The following is a 21,422-nucleotide window of genomic DNA, read 5'->3' on the forward strand; positions in this document are numbered from 1 at the left end:
AACAATTACGTAATATATATATTTGAAAGAGTTGCGTAATTTTGCCGAGAATTAAAACCAATTATCTTTTTATAAAAATGAGAAACATTACTAGATTTTTTGTAGCAGTAGCGTTTATGTTTACTGCTTTTTCTATGGCTCAAAGTACAGTAACTGGTACTGTAATGGATGCCGAAATGAATGCGCCATTACCAGGTGCAAACATTGTTGAGAAAGGGACTTCAAACGGAGTGTCTTCCGACTTTGATGGAAATTTTACCATAACAACTGAAGCTGCTTCAGGAGAAGTTGTGGTATCATACGTAGGTTATGGAAAAGTAACCGTGTCTTTTGATGGCGATACGAATTTAGGATCTATCACATTAACGCCAGACAACTCTTTAGATGAAGTTGTAATTGTAGGTTCTGGACTTATCGATTTAGCAGAAGATAGAAAAACACCAATAGCTGTATCTACCATTAAGGCTACTGAAATTCAAGAAAAAGTAGGCGCACAAGATGTGACTATGACTCTTGTGAATACACCATCAGTATATGTAGCAAGCCAAGCAAGTGGTTTTGGAGATACAAACATTAGAGTGCGTGGATTTGAGCAAGACAACACAGCCTTCTTACTAAACGGTCAGCCAATTAATGGTATGGAAGATGGTAAAATGTACTGGTCTAACTGGTCTGGAGTTTCAGATATTGCTAGTGCTGTACAAATTCAGCGTGGTTTAGGGTCTTCTAAATTAGCCATTTCTTCTGTTGGTGGTACTGTTAACTTTATTACCAAAGCAACTGATAGAAATCAAGGAGGTTTTGCCTCAGTTACTACTGGGTATAATAATTACTTAAAAACAACCTTAAGTTATAGTACTGGCCTTAATGAGAAAGGTTTTGGAGCCTCGGTTATGATGTCTCATTGGCAAGGAGATGGTTATAACTTTGGAACAAAAGGACAAGGCCAAACATATTTTATTTCTTTAGGGTATAAAATTAATGATGCTCATGAGTTAAACTTCTTATTAACTGGTGCACCACAATGGCATGATCAAAACTATAGAAAAAGAATTTCTGATTATTTAACTTATGGTAAAAAGTATAACTATAACTACGGTTACTTAAATGGAGAATACTTAAGCTTAAGAAGAAACTTTTATCATAAACCAGTTGCTAACTTAAACTGGGATTGGAATATTAATGAGAAATCTAATTTATCTACCGTATTATATGCATCATGGGGACGCGGTGGCGGAACTGGAAGTTATGGTACTGGTAACACCTATATTGATAACGGTGTAACAGACAATGGTTTAATAAACTGGAATGCTGTTGTAGATTATAATAGTACTGTTCCTAATAGAATTGGAGATGCTAGTACATATACAGGTTCTGCAATTAGAGGCTCTATGAATAACCATGCTTGGTATGGTTTAGTGACTAACTATGAAAATCAGTTAACTGATAACCTTTCTATGAATGTTGGGGCTGATTTACGTACATACAAAGGAACTCACTTTAGACAATTAGTAAACCTACTAGGGTTAAATGGATTTGAAGAAGGTGGAATTAGTTTACAATACCCAAGCTCTTATGTGGTTTCTGAAACTTATAGTATAAACCCATGGTCTACTATGTTTAATTATGCCGATGAAGATGAAAGAGTAGATTACGATTATGATGAACGTATTAATTATGGAGGTGTTTTTGGCCAATTAGAATACGCAACAGACAAGTTCTCAGCTTTTGTACAAGGGTCAGTTTCTACTCAAAGTCATATAAGATGGGATAGATTTCAATATGTTGAAGCTGAAGAAGAGTCCGAATCAGTAAATAATACTGGATTTAATATCAAGGGTGGTGGTAGCTATTCTTTTAATGATAGAAATACAGTTTATGCTAATGCTGGGTATTATTCGCGTCAACCATATCATGACAACATTTACTTAAACTATACTAATGATATAAATCCATTAACCGAGAATGAAAAAATTCTAGGATTAGAGTTAGGATATACTTATACATCATCAGTATTTAGTGCAAGTCTAGATCTTTATAGAACATCTTGGAAAGATAGAGTTACAACATCTTCTTATACAGACGGTGACACTAATGATTTATTTTATGAAACAGACGAAGGAGTGGAGCAATTACATACAGGTGCAGAACTTCAATTAACAGCAAGACCTTTCCGCGCACTTAGACTTAAAGGTTTTGTTTCTGTAGGAAATTGGGAATATGTTGGTGATGCACAAACCACAACAAGAGATGAGAATCTTAATACATTATCTGTAGAAATGGAAGATGTTGATGGAGGAAAAGTTGGTGGAGCTGCACAAACTACCTTTGGTTTAGGTTTTGATTATGAAATCTTAGAAAGATTCTCCATTGATGCAGATTATAGATACTATAATAACTTGTATGCTGATGTTGGGGCTATAAAAGAAAACTTAGAGTTGCCTGGTTTTGGTGTAACTGATGCTGGTATTTCTTATAAAATGTTAGTAGGTAAAAATAAAACTAACTCTGTGAACTTAAGATTTAACATGAACAATGTTTTAGATGAAGAGTATATTTCAGAGTCAAGTACAGCAATTAAAGCAGAAGCAGGTGATCAAACTTATGATGGTTTAAATGTTAACAATCAAGTATATTTTGGTAATGGTAGAACTTGGAACTTCGGTATCCGTTATAACTTCTAATCATTAGATAATAGAATTAAAAACCCCTTCAATTTGAAGGGGTTTTTTTATGACTATATTCATTACCTTTGTGTATTATAAATACTAATCTAAATTTATTATGTACGACATTGTTAAAACATTACATTCTTATTGGGCCTATATAGTGCTGTTAATCCTTTTTATTGCAGTTATAAATAGTCTTGTTAAAAGAGCTAAAGGGAAAGATTACCTGGCTTTCGATTTCAGAATATCACTCTTTACATTAATCGTGTCGCACTTACAGTTATTAATTGGCTTGGTTTTATACTTTGTATCACCAAGGTTTGAGTTATGGAGCGAATTAGGAGGTGGTGTTATGAGTAATTCACTAGCTAGATTATATCTTGTTGAACATCCATTTGTAAACATTTTAGCAATTGCTTTAATTACCATAGGATACTCTAAACATAAAAAGAAATTAATCTCAAAAGCCAAGTTTAATACTATTGCTATTTTTTACACCATTGCATTGGTATTGTTCTTATCTCGAATTCCTTGGGATGCTTGGTTAGGATAAGATAAATAATAACAAAAAAGGCGACCAATTAGGTCGCCTTTTTTATGTTTAAATATAATTGTTATTCTTTTACTTCTTTTAAAACGTAAACATACACAGGGAAGTGGTCGCTATAGCCATCGGCAAAACGCCCATTAGAGAAGCTTCTTTTAGGATAACCTTTCCATCTACCATGTTTACTTACAAGATAACTTTTGTTATAAATACCAGCTTTGTAGTATCTAAATGAAGAAAAGTCTTTTTCTAGTAGCGGTTGACTAACAAGAATTTGATCGAATAAACTCCAAGAATCTCTATAACCAGTAGTTCCTAAACCATCTTTTTTAAACATGCTGTAATAAGGGTTATAAATACCTTTAAAGGCAACGTCTTCTTTATCCTCATCATTAGCTTTTAAAACCTTAGCAAGGCTGTCGTTTGTAGGATTGTCATTAAAATCGCCCATGACAAATATTTTTGCGTAAGGATCGTTATTTTGTAACGAATCAACTAGTTTTTTACTCAACTTTGCTGCAGCTACACGCTTGGGTCTACTTCTTGCTTCTCCACCACTTCGCGATGGCCAGTGGTTAACAATAACATGAATCATTTCACCATCTAATTTACCACTAACTAATAGCTGGTCTCTTGTGTAATCTCGTTTTGTAGAGTTATCATCGTACAAAACTAATTCGTGACTACTTGTGTGTAATGGCGTAAACAGCGCTTTTTGATATATTAAAGCCACATCAATACCACGCTCGTCTGGAGAATTGTAGTGTACAATACCGTAATCTTTATCAACTAATTGTGGGTCGTTTACAACGTCTTCTAGAACGTGAATGTTTTCAACCTCAGAAACCCCAATTACAGCTGGTGAATTGTGAGTGACTTCTTTGCCAATATCGGCAAGAACTTTAGCCATATTAACCACTTTTTTCTTGTAAACCTCTTCAACATCACCATTCATTTCCATAATGGGGCTGGCTTCATCATATTTATCTGGGTCGTTTTCAGTGTCAAAAAGATTTTCAAGATTGTAAAAAGCCACGGTGTGAGCGATGTATTTTTTTTTGTTTTGTGCTTGAAGTCCAAAGACAAGTAATGTAATTATAGCTGTTGTAAATAGTCTAAGTTTTCTCATCTAATCAGAATGTTATGTTTGTGTTACGTTCATACAAATGTTGCGCCAAAAGTAGATATTTATTATAAAAAATGTAAATTTGCAAGCCTTAAATAATAATTATTTAACGCAAAAAGAACTATTAACTATAAATTCAAGTATGAAAAAAAGTTTATTTATTTTTTTATTTGGAATTCTAGCTACATTTACCGCTGCAGCTCAAGAGACTGTGGTTAAAGGAAGTGTAACAGAAGGAGATTCGTATGAGCCTATTCCAGATGTAACAGTAACCATTGAGGGTACTAGTGTTTCTACAACAACTGATACATCTGGAGAGTTTCAATTTCTTCAACAAGTTCCTTTAGGTGAACAGGTATTGCAGATTTCCAAAAATGGGTATGTATCTAAACGATACCCTATTATTGTAAATGAAGGTAAAACGTTAAACATTACGGATATGACTTTAGATAAAGTTGTAACCGATGCCGATTTGTTTACCATTACCTTATCTGATGATGAGTTGAATGATGATACTAGTGGTATGGATAATATCTCTGGATTGTTACAATCTTCTCAAGACGTTTTTCAACGTACAGCCGCTTTCGAGTTTAGCTCGTCTTTCTTTAGGGTACGAGGGTTAGATTCTGAAAATGGATCGGTTTTAATTAATGGAATCGAAATGAATAAGTTGTACAATGGTCGCCCACAATGGAGTAATTGGGGAGGCCTAAACGACATGCTTCGAAACCAAGAATTAACCACAGGCCTAAAACCTTCAGAGTATAATTTTGGCGGTATTTTAGGAACAACTAACATGAATGTTAGAGCCTCTCAGTATAGAGAAGGTGGCCGTGTTACTTATTCAACATCGAACAGAAGTTATACCAATCGTTTAATGGCTAGCTATGCCTCTGGGCAGTTAGATAAAGGTTGGTCTTTTGCATTTATGGCTTCAAGACGTTGGGGTAAAGAAGGCTATCAAGAGGCAACACTTTATGATTCAAATTCATTTTTTGCCACTGTTGAAAAGAAATTTGGTGAAAAGCATAGTTTAAACTTTACATCAATTTACACGCCAAACAGACGTGGTAAATCATCACCAAATACACAAGAGGTGTATGATTTAAAAGGTATAAAGTACAATGAGTATTGGGGATGGTTAGATGGCGAAAAGAAAAACTCTAGAATTAAAGAGATTGAAGAGCCTATTTTAATGCTTAACCATTATTGGGATATAAGTGATAAAACACGTTTAAACACCAATGTTGGTTACCAATTTGGTAAACTAGGGAACAGTCGTTTAGATTATGCTGGTGGTGGAAACCCAAGTCCAGCATATTATCAAAATTTACCTAGTTATGCTTTAGCAGATCCTGATGGGCCAGATTACGCTACGGCTTATCAACTAGAACAAAATTTTATTAATGGCGGTCAAATTGATTGGGAACGTATTATTGACGCTAACGTTACCAATAATGTGAATGGAGTTAATGCTGCTTATGCTTTATATGAAGATAGGTCTGACGATAAACAGTTAACCATTAACTCTATTTTAAGTACAGAGTTAAACTCTAATATTCTTTTAAATGCTTCTGTAAATTATAAAAAATTAAAATCAGAAAACTTTGGGGAAATATTAGATATGTTAGGAAGTACAACAGGTTATTTAAATTTTGATTCTTTTGATAGCTTCCAATACGATTACAGAAACCCTAATCAAGTTTTAGGTGTAGGAGATAAGTATAGGTATAATTATAACTTATATGCCGATGTGGTTTCTGGGTATGCACAAGCACAGTTTAAATATACAAAAATAGATTTCTATCTATCTGGTAGTTATACCAACACCCAATACCAGAGAGAAGGACTTTTCCAAAATGAAGCTAACGTAGAGTTTAACGATGCGGGGCAAATTGTTAAAGATAATTCTTATGGTAAAGGTGAAAAATTAACGTTTAATGGTTTTGGTGCTAAAGCAGGTTTTACATACAAAATTACAGGTAAACATATTATAGATGCCAATGCAGGCTATTTAACAAAAGCACCAACGTTAAGAAACACGTATACAAACTCACGTTCTAATCACGATTATGTAGGTGTAAGTAATTTAGAAGCCATAGATGGTGTTGGAGAAATTACCGAAGAAAAAATAACAAGTTTAGATGTAAGTTATATTCTTCGTTCACCAATAGTTAAAGCTAAATTAACAGGGTATTATACAAAAATAGAAGACGCTAATGAGGTGTCGTTTTATTATGCCGATGGCGTGTTTGGTTTTCAAAATGATCAAGGTATAGTAGTAGCAAGCGATTTAATATCAGAAACCTTACAAGGCGTAGATAAAAAACATATTGGAGCCGAATTAGGTATAGAAGCACAAGTACTACCAACACTAAAACTTAAAGGGGTAGCGTCGGTAGGACAATTTACTTACGACAATAATCCTAACTTATACCTTTCCTCAGATAGTCAGACCGTGTCTTACGGAAAATCTTTCTTAAAAGATTATAAGTTGTCAGCAGGTCCACATCAAGCTTACTCAGTAGGCTTTGAGTACCGCGATCCAGATTACTGGTGGTTTGGTGCTACGTTAAATTATTTCTCCAATGCTTATTTAGATGTAAGTCCATTAACAAGAACAAGAAACTTCTATACAGATGTAGATGGATTACCGTTTAATGATTACGATGAAGATATTGCTAGAGAATTATTAAAACAAGAAGAGTTTAATGATTACTTTACTGTTAATTTAATAGGAGGTAAATCTTGGAAAATAGACGATTACTATATTGGTCTTTTTGCGAGTGTAAACAACTTATTAGATGAAGTTTATAAAACAGGAGGTTTTGAACAAGGGAGAAACGCTAATTACAGAGAACTTAGAGACGATGTAAATAGCCCTAAACGTGTTTTCGGATCAAAATATTGGTACGGACGCGGTGCAACTTACTTTTTAAACCTTAACTTTAGATTCTAAATACTAGAAAAAGAAAAATTAATTAAAACATTACAAGATTATGAAAACTAATAAATTTTTAACACTAATAACAGGCTTAATGGCAGCTTTAGTTATTGTATCCTGTGTTCAGGATGATGATTATGCAGTGCCAGCAAGCTTAGGAAATGAAGAAAACGCTGGTCTTCAAAACATATTACAAGGTATTGAAGATGAAAGCTTACAAGAAGTTACGATTGCTGAATTAAAAGCTATGCATATAGGGGCAACTCAATTAATAGAGTCTGATATTGTTGTGAAAGGGTACGTAAGTTCTTCTGATCGTACAGGGAATTTCTACAAAGAGTTCTATTTACAAGATGCCCCAGAAAACCCAACAGCAGCCATAGGCGTTGTTTTAAATCAGGTAGATTCTTACAACCAATTTAATATGGGAAGAGAAGTTTACATTAAACTTAAAGGATTATATTTAGGTGAAAACTCTTCAGATGTTATTACTGTAGGAGGTGTGTTAGATGGTGGAAATGTTGAAGCTATGACAGCCAACCAAATAGGGCTACACCTTTTTAGATCTGATAACACAATGGAGATTATTCCTTTAGAGTTAACTCCTGGAACAGTTAACGATTCTCACCTTGGTGTTTATGCTACGTTTAACAATATGCAATTCCCAATGGCAGTTTCAGGTATGACTTTTCATAACCCAATAAACGATTTCGATACAAGATATTCAATGGTTAGCTGTGAAGACGGTTCAGAGTTTCAGTTAGAAACAAGCTCTTTTGCTAGTTTTAAACAAGAACCTTTACCTACAGATGGTAGAGGAAGTATTTCTGGTGTTATTACGCAAGGATTTGGTGGTTCACCAAGAGTAATGGTTCTTAATACTACAGAAGATATTTATTTTGATCAAGAAAGATGTGATCCTGTATTTGAAGAGTCTTTTAACTCTGCAGTAGATGGTACAACATTAAATATTGATGGTTGGATTAACTATGCTGAGGCTGGATCGGTACTTTGGACAGAGCAAGTGTTTAGTAATAACGGATATGCAGAATATAACCCATACAACTCAGGCGATTCTTCTAATATTGGTTGGTTAATTACTCCAGGTATCGATTTAGATGCTCAAGAAGGAGAATTACTATCGTTTCAAACAGAACATGCTTATCCAGATTCTGGACACGACCCATTAGACGTGTTAATTTCTACTGATTTTGATGGAACAGAAGAAGGTATTGCCACAGCTACGTGGACATCTTTAGAATTTGCTGTAAGTTATATAGAAGATTACGATAGCTGGTTTACATTTACAAGCTCTGGAGAAATAGATTTATCAACTTATTCAGGTACAGCTTACATTGCTTTTAGATATACAGGAAGTGATACTTCAAACGAAAACATGACATTACATGTAGAAAACGTAACAGTTTATGTTCCATAATTAACATGTATTAGATATAATAAAAAGCCTGCAATTTGCAGGCTTTTTTATTAATAAGATTCTAAAAGAATATATACAGGAAAATGGTCGCTGTAACCACCTTGGTATTTTTTACCAATATAGGTTCTAAAAGGCGCAGCTTCATATTTGCCTTTAAAAACTTGTAAAAAGCGCTCGTTAAAAATATCACTTTCTTTATACGTAAGTTCACCTTTTCTTTTTTCAAAAAAATTGGTGCTAAACAAAATCTGATCAAACAAATTCCAATCCGTATAATGTACCGTGGTACCTTTGTCATGAGATTGTAATGTCCTCATAGGATTAAACAGACCTTGTTTTTCGGTTAGTTGCGTCATACTTTTATTGGATGGATCATCATTAAAATCGCCCATAACAATAATTTTAGGGCTCTCATGCTCTTGTTTAATCAAGTTTATAATGTTATCCACTTCATTTGAAGCAGTCAAGCGTTTTTGTTCTGTAATATCTTTGCCACCATGGCGAGATGGCCAATGATTTACAATAATATGCACTTGGGAATTGTCTAATTGACCGGTGACTAATAAAATATCTCTTGTGTAATCTTTTGTACCATCTTCATTATAAATATCTACAGAAAAAGGTTCGGAACGTGTAACGGTAAATATGGTTTTATTGTATAATAATGCCACATCTATACCGCGTTCGTCTGGAGAATTATAATGCACGAAATCGTATTTGTAATGTTTTAAATCGCTAGAATCAATCAAATCCTGTAAAACTAATTTGTTTTCTACTTCGGCAAAACCTAGTAAAGCCGGAGGAAAATTAGTTTCTTCCAAGCCAATGTTTTTTATAGCGTAAGATAGTTTTCGTATTTTGTTATAATATCGCTTAGAGGTCCAGCGCTTGGCAGAATTTGGTAAAAAATCATTGTCATGGGTTGAGTCATCATCATAAATATCAAAAAGATTCTCCAGATTATAAAAAGCTACAGTAAACTGTTTTTTAGGCATAAGCAATTATGTTTTTTGTAAATATACAGATTAATAGGCGTTTCGTTTTTTCTGAAAATAACTTTAATACTCGTAACTTTGTAACTATGTTAGAAAAGAAAAATATAGAGCTAGAAAATGCGGTGTTGATAGGGATTATAACTCAAGACCAAGATGAAGTACAATCTAAAGAATATTTAGACGAGCTTGAGTTTTTAACTTATACAGCCGGTGGTGAAGTTGTAAAACGATTTACCCAAAAACTAGATACGCCAAACCCCAAAACCTTTATAGGTTCAGGAAAATTAGATGATGTAAGAGTTTTTATTAAAGAGAATAATATTGGTACTGCTATTTTTGATGATGAGCTTTCTCCAGCTCAAGAACGAAATATTAGTAAAATTCTAGGATGTAAAGTGTTAGATAGAACCAATTTAATTCTAGATATTTTTGCGCAACGTGCCACGACAAGTTATGCTAGAACACAAGTAGAATTAGCACAGTGTGAATACTTATTACCACGCTTAAAAGGGATGTGGACACACTTAGAACGCCAAAAAGGAGGTATTGGTATGCGTGGGCCTGGTGAAACTGAGATTGAAACAGATAGACGTATTGTACGCGATAAAATAGCCTTATTAAAAGAGAAAATAAAGACTATTGATAAACAAATGGCTGTGCAACGTGGTAACCGTGGACAGCTAATTCGTGTAGCTTTAGTAGGGTATACTAACGTAGGAAAATCAACATTAATGAATGTGGTAAGCAAAAGTGAAGTATTTGCCGAAAATAAGTTGTTTGCTACCTTAGATACTACGGTAAGAAAAGTTGTTATTAAAAATTTACCGTTTTTAATGACCGATACCGTTGGATTTATTAGAAAACTACCAACACAATTAGTAGAGAGTTTTAAAAGTACTCTAGATGAAGTTAGAGAAGCCGATTTATTATTACATGTGGTTGATATTTCTCACCCTAATTTTGAAGAACATATAGAATCTGTAAACAAAATACTAGGCGAAATAGAAAGTGCTAATAAACCAACAATTATGGTGTTTAATAAAATTGATGCCTACGAACCAGAACCGTTTGATAAGGATGATTTAATGACTGAGCGGACAACAGCTAATTATAGCTTAAAAGAGTGGAAACGCACCTGGATGAATAAAATGGATGGTAATGCGTTATTTATATCGGCATTAAACAAAGACAATATGGAGTCGTTTAGGAAGAAGGTTTATCAAGAAGTTAGGAAAATTCATGTCACACGATTTCCTTATAATAACTTTCTGTATCCAGATTATGATGAAGAATAAAAAAAAGCGTTTCTATTTTGAAACGCTTTTTTATTTATAGGTTTACATGAATACCTAAACCAAAAACCTCTCTAATTTGAAAACCTTCAAAGGCATCATCATCGTATATGGTTTGGAAGGTAAGGTTTGTTGAAAATATATCGTTAATTTTCATAACCATATTCATGGTGTAATCAATATCGGTGTTTAAAGGCTTATTTAAATAATTAGAATACAGCATGATTATGTTTTCCATGCTAATATTCTTCATGATATTAAACTTATAGTAGCCTCTAACATTTAAACCAAATTCATATAAAATGCCTCTTCCTGGCGCAACACCGTAAGTTTCAACATCGTCACTAGACTCGTAAAAAACATTATTGCTATCATCGTCATTAATTGTGAAAACTTCACCTGTTAAAAAGGTAAATTTTGAAGTTGCTGGCGCTAAGTTAACATTTAAATTGTCGCTTTTTTTCCATAAAAAACCTGGTCCAAAACTCCAATAAGCTGGTTTAAATGGTCCGGAAGTTCTGTAATCTTCGTTGTCGCCGATAAAATCGTCATTATAATCGTAGCCATCAGAAAACTGGGTTTTAAAGTTCATAAAAAAGGAAAAAATCCAATTTTCATTTTTCATTTTCCTACCAGCAATGGAGTTAATTTCTAAACGATCATCGGTTTTTCTTTTACCATCATCTTCGTTAATACTAATACCATAGTTAGCAAGAAGTTTATTATCCCATATCCAAGCACCTTTAGTATAATTAAGGTCGTAGTTTATACTAGCATTGGCACCTAAGTTATTGTCGCCACCAGCTTGCCAATTAGCAAATGCTGTTTGGTTAACTAAGAGTGTGATTTTTCCAGAGCCTTTCCAACCTTCTAAAGAGTCTGCTTTTACAGTAGCATCTTGTGCATTAGTTATAAAATAGCACGTGATAAAGCAGATGATTAATAGCGATTTCTTCATAATACGTGTTTTTAATATTGGTTAGCTTAAAAAGAATAGCTTAAACCAAAAGTAGTGTAAACTTGAATATCGTTATCTACATTGTCGAATGTTGGTTCTGGATTTGTAGTGGTTGCATCGTATTGTCCTATAGCATAATTTAACGCTTCTTGTTTATTATTTCTCAAGCCAACTTCAACACCAACACCTATGCCTTTCCATAATGTATAGCTAGCAGAGTTTATCCATGTCCAGTTTGAAAGGTCTGAATCTTTATAACTTTGAAAAGCAGATAAATTAGAGATAAAGTTAATGCCACCAAAAGTTTTCGTATAGTTAGCTACAATTTTAGCACCTAAAGAGGAATCGAAAACAGCGTCATTATCAGCAAAAACAAAGTTGTAGTTTAATGGATGTACCACAACAACTAAGTCGGCATTAGGTTTCCAAGTAGCACCAACACCAACATCTAAATAACCTGGATCGTTAAAGTTATCTAATACGGTTGTTCTGTATTCGGCTAGAGTAGACACAGCAATGGTTTTTGTTAGGTTATAACCAAAAAGAGAGGTTACATTAAATACATCTGTAGCTTCGCGCCAATCTTTCTCGTCTGTCGGGTCGTCTTTATCATCAAATTTAACCCAGCTAAGATTAACATTAGCATTGTTGTACCAAAAGTAATTTTCCTTAATTAATTTAGCATAAGGTGTAAAAGTAACACCAATTTTACCAGAGGAGTTATTTGGCGAACTTTGTGCGTACCAGTTATTAAACTCTGAGAAACTACCACCAATAATACCAACAGCCCCAAATCGCCAACCAGGCATCTCATCAATTTGTTTTTGAATGTCGTCAACTCGCCCTTGAATAGCTGCAATAGAATCTTTTTTAGCAGCTTGTTTGGCTTTTAACTCTTCTAAAGTTTGAGCAAACCCTGTACTTAAGGTTAGCAAAAACAAGATGGCTGTAAGTAAATTTTTAGTCATATGTTTTGTTTTTATTGTTGTTTTAAATTTTAAAAGCCTGCAAATATAATAGTTAGGGTAAATAGTTGCAAAACTATTTTTTCTTAAATAAAGGTACGGTAGAGCAAGCTTCACCAAACATAATCGATTTTGCTATGTGTTGTAATTTAGAAATAAGTAACGTGTAAGCAGACTCGGGGATGGGTTTATTAGCGCAGCCTTTTATAATAATAGGCTTGTCTTTGTAGTCTTCTAACGGTAAGCTATTTATAATATTTTGGTAAATAACGGTTTCTAGCGTGTCTAAATTACCAACCGTTACAGTATTGGCAAAAGGTGTTAGTTTTGTGGTAATTAGCATAAACGCCCAAGAAGGAATAATGGCATCGGCGCTACAGGTTAATGCTATATAAGTGTCTTTATATTGACTCCAGTCGTGCTGTTCTACATAATTCCTAAAGTCTTTTTCTTTAAGAATAAGTTCTTCGTACAACCAGTCTTTTATATCAAAAACGATTCGTTGTCCTTTTGGGTAAAAGTCTTCCAAGTCTAGAGTAACTAACTTACTGTTAGCAATACGATTTATAATCTCTTCTGCCATAATGTTATAACATGCCTAATTCTAACTTGGCTTCTTCGCTCATAAGGTCTTGACTCCAAGGTGGATCGAACGTAATTTCTACTTCGGCGCTTTTAACGTTGTCTAAGGATTTTACTTTCTCTTCAACTTCCATAGGAAGTGTTTCGGCTACAGGGCAATTAGGTGTAGTTAACGTCATTAAAATTTTAACATCGTAATCTTCGTTTACAAAAACATCATAAATTAACCCTAATTCGTAAATGTCTACGGGTATTTCAGGATCGAAAATAGATTTTAAAACTTTTACTATTTGCTCTCCTAAGGCATTGGTATCTATTGTGGTTTCGCTCATTTTAACTTAATTGTGTTTGGTATGCTACAGCATACATTTTGAGTTGTTTAATCATACTTAACAAACCGTTTGCACGGGTTGGTGATAAATGTTCTTTAAGCCCAATTTTATCAATAAAATCGGTATTTGCTTCAATAATATCTTTTGGGTGTTGATTTGAAAATACACGTATTAAAATAGCAATAATACCTTTGGTAATAATGGCATCGCTATCTGCAGTAAACACGACTTTGTTGCCTTCTAAATTGGCATGAACCCAAACACGACTTTGACACCCTTTTATAAGATGATCGTCAGTTTTGTATTGTTCGTCAATTAATGGCAATGTTTTGCCTAAATCTATCATGTATTGGTAACGTTCTTCCCAATCGTCAAACATTGAGAATTCGTCTATAATCTCATTTTGTATTTCAGTAATACTCACGTTGTTTTCTTTTATGCAAAAATACAAATAGTAAAGTTGCTATTCAACCTTTTCAGATAATGATAACAATTCCTCTACCAAAGCTTTAATAAGTTTAGGTGGGTTTCCATGATCAAAAGATGTGGTTTGATACGAATTATTATTACGCGTTATTTTTAAATTGGCGATTAAGGCACCATCATATTGAAACGCTTTTGAAGGGGCTTCTAGAGTTTTTAAATCGTCTAAATTTAAAACCTCTACTTTTTCTATAAGACTTTGATAAGCTTCTTTAGATACAGGTTTTGTAATAGGTTTTGAGTTTAATCCGTTTTGATATGTGATGCTTTCCGGGGTTACTTTTATTTCTTTAAAACTTCCTCTAGTGACCGCTTTATAGTTAAAAATATAAGTGTCGTCGGTTTGTTTTAATTCAGCTAGACTTGTTGTGTTATTGTTTTTTGAAGTTCCACAAGAATTCATAACAAAGACACTAAATAATATAGTAAGAATTTTCATAGTAGTATGTTTTACTATAATAATACAAAAAAGACGCCAAAGTTGACGTCTTTTTTAATTTGTTATGACATAGCTTTTTTAATTAGCCATAGCCGATCTTGATCCTCCAGACTGGAAAATAGCACGCATTCTCTCTTTTTGTCCTTCAGAGAACATATACATACAAGCATCATTTACATAATCCATATAGTTCATAGTCATATCGGTAGATCTACAATTAACTGTTGGGTAAGATGGGCAACCATAGTTAGGACCATCAGATTCTGGTGTATCAGCAACAAAATCATCTCTGTTACATCTACCGTCACCCCAAATATGTCTTAAGTTTAAGTAATGCCCTACTTCGTGAGTAGCTGTTCTACCTTCGTTATATGGTGCTGCAGAACCACCTGGTAAAGAAGAATAAAGCAATACTACGCCATCTGTGTTAGAAGGACCACCTGGGAATTGCGCATATCCTAAAATGCCACCACCAAGATTACATACCCAAATGTTTAAGTGAGTTTCTGGTGTGATAGGAGGATATTCGTTTTTAACAGCATCGTTTGTTCCCCAAGATGTTTGCGGATTAGCATGTCTGAACACGCCATCAAGGGTAAAATTAATTTCAGAATCTGTTACAACACTTGAAAATTCTGAAGGCACTTGGTTTAAATCGTTATTTGTTGCTCTAAAATCTTCGTTTAAAACAGCGATTTGAGAGTTAATTTGTTGGTCGCTAACATTTTCAGCAGAGTTGCTGTAAACTACATGTACATAAACAGGAATGTTTATAACACCTAAATTATCGCCTGTTCCGCCGCCGTCTCCGCCGCCATCATTTCCACCGCCGCCATTACCATTGCCGTTTCCTACACCATCTGGTTTTTTTCCAGCAATAAAAGCTCTTGTGTTATATTCTATATCGTACATTTTCTTTTCTAACCCAGGGTTTTCATTTAGCAATCTATTAAGATTAACCATAGAATAACAGGATTTTCCTTTTCCTTCCGCTAATCTATTTGTTTCATCTATGTCAGCATCTGTATAAACATAAAAATCGCTCATATCAATTTTAGATTGCTGATCGTTTGCTAAGTTTTCATTTGAATCGTCACTACAAGATGACAAGATTAACCCTAACGCAGTTAAGCTTAAAAATAGTTTTTTCATTATTAGTGTGTTTTTAATTAAAATCGGTTGAAAGTATAAAAAAAATGTTAAAAACATATGAAATAAATTATTTTAATCCATTTTTTCGATGAAATGCATTTTTGTAAAATAAAAAAAGCGCCCAATTAGGGCGCTTAATAGTTGTAATTTGGGTGAGCTTTATGATAACATCATTTTTGCTTTTTTAACCCCTTCAACTAAGGCGTCTATTTCTGCTTTGGTGTTATAAAAGGCAAACGAGGCACGAACGGTTCCTGGAATTTTATAGTAATCCATGATAGGTTGTGCACAATGATGCCCGGTTCTAACAGCAATACCCATTTTATCTAGTAAAGTGCCTATGTCGTATGGGTGAATACCTTCAATGTTAAAGGAAATAACCGAGGTTTTATGTTTCGAGGTGCCATAAATTTTTAAGCCTTCAATTTCGAGTAGTTTTTTTGTTCCGTACTCTAAAAGTTTATGTTCGTAATTGGAAATATTATCAAAACCAATAGCATTCATGTAGTCTATTGCAGCTCCAAAAGCAATACCGCCGCAAATGTTTGGTGTTCCTGCTTCAAATTTATGCGGTAAATTGGCGTAAGTGGTTTTTTCAAAAGTGACTTCGGCAATCATTTCACCACCACCTTGGTAAGGAGGTAATTTATTAAGCCATTCTTCTTTTCCGTAAAGGATTCCAACGCCTGTTGGCCCACACATTTTATGTGCAGATGCCACATAAAAATCAACATCTAAAGCTTGAACATTGGGTTTTATATGTGGACATGCTTGAGCCCCATCCACTAAAACCGCAGCACCAAATTGATGCGCTTTTTTAATAATCTCTTCAATAGGATTTATGGTTCCTAAAGCGTTTGAAATGTGATTAACAAAAACTAGTTTGGTATTATTGTTAAGTAGTTTATCGTACTCTGAAATTACCAATTCGCCATCTGCATTCATAGGAATAACCTTTAAAACTGCTCCTGTACGTTCACAAAGCATTTGCCAAGGCACAATGTTGCTATGATGTTCCAAGGCCGAAACAATAATTTCATCGCCTGTATTTAATAAAGATGAAAACCCATTGGCTACTAAGTTAATACTGTGAGTTGTCCCAGAAGTAAAAATGATTTCGTAAGGCTTGTTGGCGTTAAAATGTTTTTGAATTTTAAGCCGTGCTACTTCGTATTTATCTGTGGCTTCTTGACTTAAACTATGCACACCACGATGTATATTGGCATTGTAGTTAGTGTAATAATCTGCAATACAATTGATGACTTGTTGTGGTGTTTGCGATGTGGCCGCATTATCAAAATAGACCAAAGGCTTTCCGTTAACCTTACGATTAAGGATAGGGAAATCTTTTCTTAAGGCTTCAACATTAAAAGGTGTCTCTAATTTCATGGCACAAAGGTACAAAGCATTGGTGTATCTATAAACATAAATAGAGGTGCATTTTAAGTTGTGATTGTAAAAAACAATACATTTTTATAAAATGTATTTAAAAAAAATGTATATTTGTGATATGTATAGTAAAGAATTGACTAAAGGAACGTTACAACCCATCATTTTAAAACTAATTAGTAGTAGGGATAAAATGTATGGTTATGAGATTACGCAAGAGGTTAAAAAACTAACTTCTGGTAAGATTGATATTTCTGAAGGAGCGTTGTATCCCATTCTTCATAAACTAGAAGCTCAAGGAGTTTTGGTTACGGAAAAAATATATGTAGGCAAGCGTGTAAGGAAGTATTACAGTGTTACTAAAGACGGGAAACAAAAAGTGATTGAGGCAACGAAAGAGATTAACGATTTTATAATAACGTTACAAACTATTTTTAATGTTAAACCAACAATATCATGAAGTTAACAGACAAACATATCGATTTTATAGAGCGTAGTTTAACACTTTATGGTGTTGAAGATAAAGCGTTGAGAGAGGATTTAGTTGATCATATATGCACTTATATTGAAAATGAAGAGACCAGTGATTTTAATACATTATATCAAAAAGCGATACGGAAGTTTGGTGGTTATGCGAGCTTTCAGAATTTGCAATTAGAAACCAATTATCAAAAATTTGCTAAACAGATAATTACAATTAACAGGCTGAAATTTTATGTGGGGTTTGTAGTTATCCTGCTTTTAGTTATGAGTTTAGTTTTTCAAATGATGCAATGGCCTTATGCTAATGCTTGGTTGTTAGCTGCTACTGCACTTTCAGTTTTAGTTATTCTTCCCATACACTTATATTTTAAGTATAAACTAGCTATTCATAAATTTTCTTAAACACTATAAATATGAAAAAAATCATTTTATATTCTTGGTTTTATTACCTTTTATATTCTTGGTGTTGGTGCCATGTTTGAGTTTTTAACTTGGCCTTACAGAGGTATCATCGTATTTATTGGTTTTTTGTTTCTTAATTTTGGACTAATACCAACCTATTTTTATCAAAAATACAAGCAATGTCAGTCTTAAAATATGGTATTGTAGTTTTTAGTTTATTGGTTGCTTGTAATGTTAATGCACAAACCAATTTTACTGAAAAGATTGATAAACTGTTAAGTGTTTACAATTCTAACGATGCGCCAGGATTAAGTGTAAAAGTTATTAATGAAGGTAAGCCTGTCTATTCCAAAGGCTTCGGACTTTCCAATTTAGATTATACTGTTAAAAATTCAGACTCTACCGTTTACAATGTTGCATCTATTGGAAAACAATTTACAGCATCTGCTATTTGGTCTTTGATTAAAGACCAAAAGATCAGTTTGGAAGATGACATTAGAACTTATTTGCCAGAATTTCCAGAGTATGATAAATCTATTAAGATTAAACATTTATTAAATCATACTAGCGGCATTAGAAATTATCATACTCTAATGTATTTAGCTGGTTTTGATTACGATTCAGCTTATTACGATAATAACACTGTTTTGGAATTAGCTATCAAACAAAAGCACCTAAACCATCAGCCAGGTGAAAAAGTAAGCTATTCCAATACCAATTATAATTTATTGACCATTATTATAGAGCGTATTTCTGGACAAAACTTAAACGACTATTTGAAGCATCATGTTTTTAACCCGTTAAAAATGAATACCACTTTTGTTAGGGTAGAATATGGTAAACCAGTTAAAAATAAAGCCGTTGGTTATAAAAAAGATAACAATGGTTTTAAGTTTTCAACGAGTAACCAGTTAAGCTATGGCGCAGGAAGTATGTATGCTTCTGTGAACGATTTAGCTATATGGACGCGAATGCTAAACGAACAGATCCCTCGCTTTAAACCCTTAGCGCAATTTTTAAAACACACGGAAACGTTAAACTCTGGAAAAAAAGCAAACTATGCTAGAGGACTAATGTTAGACACCTATAAAGGTTTTAATGTTGTTGGGCATAGTGGCTATGGTTTTGGTGGGCGCTCGCACTTACTTGCCCTTAAAGAAAAGCAAATAGGCATTGTTGTTTTAACAAACACGCAAATTATCAATGCAACAAGAATCGCTTATCAAATTTTAGATATTCTTTTATACAATGAAGAGGTCGGTCAAGTGGAAAATGAAACGAATATATCCTTTGAAAATCAAGACGTTAATAATTTTGTAAGTGAGTACAAAGAAGTGAATAGCGATATGACCATGACGCTATTTGTTGAGAATGACACTTTGAAAGCTTTGGGTTCAATGGGTAAAATGCCTGTTTCTCTCGTACAATTTGCTAAGGATAAATTTCATAGAGCACAAAGTGAAAATGTGAAGTATGATTTCACTATTTCTGAAAATCATGATATGATAATTTCATTTGGTGGCACGCCATTTTATTTTAAACGCGCTCATTTTGTTGATACAAACGCGGTAAATATATCAGATTATATTGGTGACTTTTATGCTGAAGAATTAGATGTTAGCTATCATTTTTATACAGAAAACAATACGCTTAAACTAAGTTATAAAGGTCATGAAAACATTACTTTAAAGCCTATTCAATTAAACGAATTTGGAAATAACGATAGAACGCTCTATCATTTTGTGAAAGATAAAAATAATGAGATTACTGAAATGCTATTATCTTGCGACGGAACGGTGAAAGATATTGTTTTTAAAAAAGAAAAGGACCGCTAAATAGCCATCCTTTTTTTATTTATGTTTCTTAGTAAGATTTACAAATCAAACCCAATATCAACACCAAGTTTATTAGCAATAAGTTTGGTAATGCGTTGTTTTATTTCAGGAATTTTTACACTTTCTAAAACATTATTGCTAAAGGCATACATAAGTAATGCTCTAGCTTCCTTTTCAGGAATACCTCGCGAACGCATATAAAACATAGCACTTTCGTCTAATTGGCCAATAGTACAACCGTGAGAGCATTTTACATCATCTGCAAAAATTTCTAATTGTGGCTTAGAGTTGATAGTCGCTTTATCACTTACCAAAATATTGTTGTTAGATTGATAAGCATTAGTTTTTTGAGCTTCTTTTTCAACAACCACTTTGCCATTAAAAACACCTGTAGCACTGTCGCCAAAAATACCTTTGTAATCTTGATGACTTTCGCAATTAGGCTCAATATGATGTACTAAAGTATTATGATCTACGTGTTGTTTGTCTCCAATAATAGTGATACCTTTTAAGGTAGAATCCATACGTTCACCGTTTTGATAAAAATTAAGGTTGTTACGCGTTAATTTTCCACCAAACGAAAAGGTATGTACAGAAGCGTGACTTTCTTGCTTTTGTTTAATAAATGTATTATCTATTAAAGAGGCATTTTGATTGTCGTTCTGAATTTTGTAATAGTCAACAATAGCGCGTTTATTGGCAAAAATCTCCGTTACCGAATTGGTTAATACAGGATTATTGGTAAGACTCTGGTGACGTTCTATAATTTGAACATGAGAATTCTCGTCAACCACAATTAAATTTCTAGGTTGAAGCATTAAAGCGGCTTCGTTACCTGTAGAAAAATGCACAATTTGAATTGGTTTTTCAACAAGCTTGTTTTTAGAAATATGAATGTAAGCACCTTCACTTGAAAATGCAGTGTTTAAAGATGATAGACTATCTTTTGTCGCAGCTTTATTAAAATAATTTTCAATAACTAAGCGATACTTAGGTTTTGCTAAAGCAGCAGACATTAAGCAAACATCTATACCATCGTGAGTTGTTTCAGAAAGGTAAGATGAGTATTTACCATCAACAAAAATAATCTTGTACGAATCAATATCGTGAATTAGGTATTTTTTTATGTCTTTGTATTCTATACTTGTTTCCTGTTTAGGGAATAAGCTGTAATCGTGTTTTAAAACAGATTTTAGAGAAGTGTATTTCCAAGCTTCATCCTTTTTTGTAGGAAAGCCTTCTTGCTCAAACAATTTAATGGCTTGGTTTCTTACATCATGTATGGGCGAGGCGTCTTCTAAATGATCCTCGAAAGCCATAAATGATGATACTAATTTATCTTGTAATTCCATTATGTATTAGTCTTAAAGTTAAAAGTCTTAAAGTCGAAA

19 protein-coding genes are annotated in these 21,422 nt (G+C 33.6%); 8 read left to right on the forward strand and 11 right to left on the reverse strand.

All coding sequences use genetic code 11. The annotated features are described in order from the left end of the window. Positions 1-77: 77 nt before the first annotated feature. Positions 78-2,684, forward strand: coding sequence for a TonB-dependent receptor (locus EJA19_RS02250; RefSeq protein WP_125466715.1), 2,607 nt, complete (start codon positions 78-80; stop codon positions 2,682-2,684). Positions 2,685-2,784: 100 nt separating this feature from the next. Then, on the forward strand, positions 2,785-3,222 hold the full coding sequence (locus tag EJA19_RS02255) for a hypothetical protein (RefSeq protein WP_125466716.1): 438 nt from the start codon (positions 2,785-2,787) through the stop codon (positions 3,220-3,222). A 61-nt stretch (positions 3,223-3,283) separates the two neighbouring features. Here EJA19_RS02255 and EJA19_RS02260 read toward each other — a convergent pair whose 3' ends face one another. Further along, positions 3,284-4,345 (reverse strand): endonuclease/exonuclease/phosphatase family protein, encoded by a 1,062-nt coding sequence (locus EJA19_RS02260; RefSeq protein WP_125466717.1) that lies wholly within the window; start codon positions 4,343-4,345, stop codon positions 3,284-3,286. A gap of 139 nt (positions 4,346-4,484) precedes the next feature. Here EJA19_RS02260 and EJA19_RS02265 point away from each other — a divergent pair, with 139 nt between their 5' ends. Then, the gene (locus EJA19_RS02265) at positions 4,485-7,301 is read left to right on the forward strand and encodes a carboxypeptidase regulatory-like domain-containing protein (protein WP_125466718.1); all 2,817 of its coding nucleotides are present in this window, start codon (positions 4,485-4,487) and stop codon (positions 7,299-7,301) included. Between the two features lie 40 nt (positions 7,302-7,341). Next, positions 7,342-8,724, forward strand: a complete 1,383-nt coding sequence (locus tag EJA19_RS02270; protein ID WP_125466719.1) for a DUF5689 domain-containing protein — start codon at positions 7,342-7,344, stop codon at positions 8,722-8,724. Positions 8,725-8,774: 50 nt separating this feature from the next. Here EJA19_RS02270 and EJA19_RS02275 read toward each other — a convergent pair whose 3' ends face one another. Then, the gene (locus tag EJA19_RS02275) at positions 8,775-9,719 is read right to left on the reverse strand and encodes an endonuclease/exonuclease/phosphatase family protein (protein ID WP_125466720.1); all 945 of its coding nucleotides are present in this window, start codon (positions 9,717-9,719) and stop codon (positions 8,775-8,777) included. A gap of 86 nt (positions 9,720-9,805) precedes the next feature. Between EJA19_RS02275 and hflX the strand changes: the two genes are divergently transcribed. Continuing rightward, positions 9,806-11,014, forward strand: coding sequence for a GTPase HflX (hflX, locus tag EJA19_RS02280; RefSeq protein WP_125466721.1), 1,209 nt, complete (start codon positions 9,806-9,808; stop codon positions 11,012-11,014). Positions 11,015-11,048: 34 nt separating this feature from the next. On the opposite strand, the gene EJA19_RS02285 is transcribed toward hflX, so the two are convergent. From EJA19_RS02285 to EJA19_RS02320, 8 genes are all read right to left on the reverse strand, one after another. Next, positions 11,049-11,969, reverse strand: coding sequence for a DUF3078 domain-containing protein (locus EJA19_RS02285; RefSeq protein WP_125466722.1), 921 nt, complete (start codon positions 11,967-11,969; stop codon positions 11,049-11,051). A gap of 26 nt (positions 11,970-11,995) precedes the next feature. Continuing rightward, the gene (locus EJA19_RS02290) at positions 11,996-12,937 is read right to left on the reverse strand and encodes a DUF3078 domain-containing protein (RefSeq protein ID WP_125466723.1); all 942 of its coding nucleotides are present in this window, start codon (positions 12,935-12,937) and stop codon (positions 11,996-11,998) included. Between the two features lie 73 nt (positions 12,938-13,010). Then, a complete protein-coding gene (locus tag EJA19_RS02295; RefSeq protein ID WP_125466724.1) occupies positions 13,011-13,517 on the reverse strand; it encodes a DUF2480 family protein in 507 nt (168 codons plus the stop codon). Between the two features lie 4 nt (positions 13,518-13,521). Continuing rightward, positions 13,522-13,848 (reverse strand): DUF59 domain-containing protein, encoded by a 327-nt coding sequence (locus EJA19_RS02300; protein WP_125466725.1) that lies wholly within the window; start codon positions 13,846-13,848, stop codon positions 13,522-13,524. A gap of 1 nt (position 13,849) precedes the next feature. Further along, entirely contained in the window at positions 13,850-14,272 is a 423-nt protein-coding gene (locus tag EJA19_RS02305) for a SufE family protein (protein ID WP_125466726.1), read from the reverse strand. 39 nt (positions 14,273-14,311) lie between these two features. Further along, on the reverse strand, positions 14,312-14,770 hold the full coding sequence (locus tag EJA19_RS02310; RefSeq protein WP_125466727.1) for a hypothetical protein: 459 nt from the start codon (positions 14,768-14,770) through the stop codon (positions 14,312-14,314). 78 nt (positions 14,771-14,848) lie between these two features. Further along, positions 14,849-15,922: a zinc metalloprotease gene (locus EJA19_RS02315; protein WP_125466728.1), complete on the reverse strand. Its 1,074-nt coding sequence runs from the start codon at positions 15,920-15,922 to the stop codon at positions 14,849-14,851. A 159-nt stretch (positions 15,923-16,081) separates the two neighbouring features. Further along, positions 16,082-17,311, reverse strand: a complete 1,230-nt coding sequence (locus EJA19_RS02320; RefSeq protein ID WP_125466729.1) for an aminotransferase class V-fold PLP-dependent enzyme — start codon at positions 17,309-17,311, stop codon at positions 16,082-16,084. A 121-nt stretch (positions 17,312-17,432) separates the two neighbouring features. Between EJA19_RS02320 and EJA19_RS02325 the strand changes: the two genes are divergently transcribed. The 3 genes from EJA19_RS02325 (at position 17,433) to EJA19_RS02335 (ending at position 20,031) form a co-directional block, all read left to right on the forward strand. Then, a complete protein-coding gene (locus tag EJA19_RS02325; RefSeq protein ID WP_125467125.1) occupies positions 17,433-17,771 on the forward strand; it encodes a PadR family transcriptional regulator in 339 nt (112 codons plus the stop codon). Further along, positions 17,768-18,196, forward strand: coding sequence for a hypothetical protein (locus EJA19_RS02330; RefSeq protein WP_125466730.1), 429 nt, complete (start codon positions 17,768-17,770; stop codon positions 18,194-18,196). The genes EJA19_RS02325 and EJA19_RS02330 overlap by 4 nt, the downstream gene beginning before the upstream one ends. A 179-nt stretch (positions 18,197-18,375) precedes the next feature. Beyond that, positions 18,376-20,031 carry a serine hydrolase domain-containing protein gene (locus EJA19_RS02335; protein WP_125466731.1) on the forward strand — a complete coding sequence of 552 codons (1,656 nt, stop codon included), beginning with the start codon at positions 18,376-18,378 and terminating at the stop codon, positions 20,029-20,031. A gap of 38 nt (positions 20,032-20,069) precedes the next feature. On the opposite strand, the gene sufD is transcribed toward EJA19_RS02335, so the two are convergent. After that, positions 20,070-21,383 carry a Fe-S cluster assembly protein SufD gene (gene sufD / locus EJA19_RS02340; RefSeq protein ID WP_125466732.1) on the reverse strand — a complete coding sequence of 438 codons (1,314 nt, stop codon included), beginning with the start codon at positions 21,381-21,383 and terminating at the stop codon, positions 20,070-20,072. Positions 21,384-21,422: the final 39 nt, after the last annotated feature.

The sequence above is a fragment of the Mangrovimonas spongiae genome, from assembly GCF_003944795.1.
Classification (GTDB): Bacteria; Bacteroidota; Bacteroidia; order Flavobacteriales; family Flavobacteriaceae; genus Mangrovimonas; species Mangrovimonas spongiae.

Bases quoted from the DNA above. Each gene is read 5' to 3' on its own strand.
- EJA19_RS02250 (WP_125466715.1), top strand. From the start codon at position 78: ATGAGAAACATTACTAGATTTTTTGTAGCAGTAGCGTTTATGTTTACT.
- EJA19_RS02255 (WP_125466716.1), top strand. From the start codon at position 2,785: ATGTACGACATTGTTAAAACATTACATTCTTATTGGGCCTATATAGTG.
- EJA19_RS02260 (WP_125466717.1), bottom strand. From the start codon at position 4,345: ATGAGAAAACTTAGACTATTTACAACAGCTATAATTACATTACTTGTC.
- EJA19_RS02265 (WP_125466718.1), top strand. From the start codon at position 4,485: ATGAAAAAAAGTTTATTTATTTTTTTATTTGGAATTCTAGCTACATTT.
- EJA19_RS02270 (WP_125466719.1), top strand. From the start codon at position 7,342: ATGAAAACTAATAAATTTTTAACACTAATAACAGGCTTAATGGCAGCT.
- EJA19_RS02275 (WP_125466720.1), bottom strand. From the start codon at position 9,719: ATGCCTAAAAAACAGTTTACTGTAGCTTTTTATAATCTGGAGAATCTT.
- hflX (WP_125466721.1), top strand. From the start codon at position 9,806: ATGTTAGAAAAGAAAAATATAGAGCTAGAAAATGCGGTGTTGATAGGG.
- EJA19_RS02285 (WP_125466722.1), bottom strand. From the start codon at position 11,969: ATGAAGAAATCGCTATTAATCATCTGCTTTATCACGTGCTATTTTATA.
- EJA19_RS02290 (WP_125466723.1), bottom strand. From the start codon at position 12,937: ATGACTAAAAATTTACTTACAGCCATCTTGTTTTTGCTAACCTTAAGT.
- EJA19_RS02295 (WP_125466724.1), bottom strand. From the start codon at position 13,517: ATGGCAGAAGAGATTATAAATCGTATTGCTAACAGTAAGTTAGTTACT.
- EJA19_RS02300 (WP_125466725.1), bottom strand. From the start codon at position 13,848: ATGAGCGAAACCACAATAGATACCAATGCCTTAGGAGAGCAAATAGTA.
- EJA19_RS02310 (WP_125466727.1), bottom strand. From the start codon at position 14,770: ATGAAAATTCTTACTATATTATTTAGTGTCTTTGTTATGAATTCTTGT.
- EJA19_RS02315 (WP_125466728.1), bottom strand. From the start codon at position 15,922: ATGAAAAAACTATTTTTAAGCTTAACTGCGTTAGGGTTAATCTTGTCA.
- EJA19_RS02320 (WP_125466729.1), bottom strand. From the start codon at position 17,311: ATGAAATTAGAGACACCTTTTAATGTTGAAGCCTTAAGAAAAGATTTC.
- EJA19_RS02325 (WP_125467125.1), top strand. From the start codon at position 17,433: ATGTATAGTAAAGAATTGACTAAAGGAACGTTACAACCCATCATTTTA.
- EJA19_RS02330 (WP_125466730.1), top strand. From the start codon at position 17,768: ATGAAGTTAACAGACAAACATATCGATTTTATAGAGCGTAGTTTAACA.
- EJA19_RS02335 (WP_125466731.1), top strand. From the start codon at position 18,376: ATGTCAGTCTTAAAATATGGTATTGTAGTTTTTAGTTTATTGGTTGCT.
- sufD (WP_125466732.1), bottom strand. From the start codon at position 21,383: ATGGAATTACAAGATAAATTAGTATCATCATTTATGGCTTTCGAGGAT.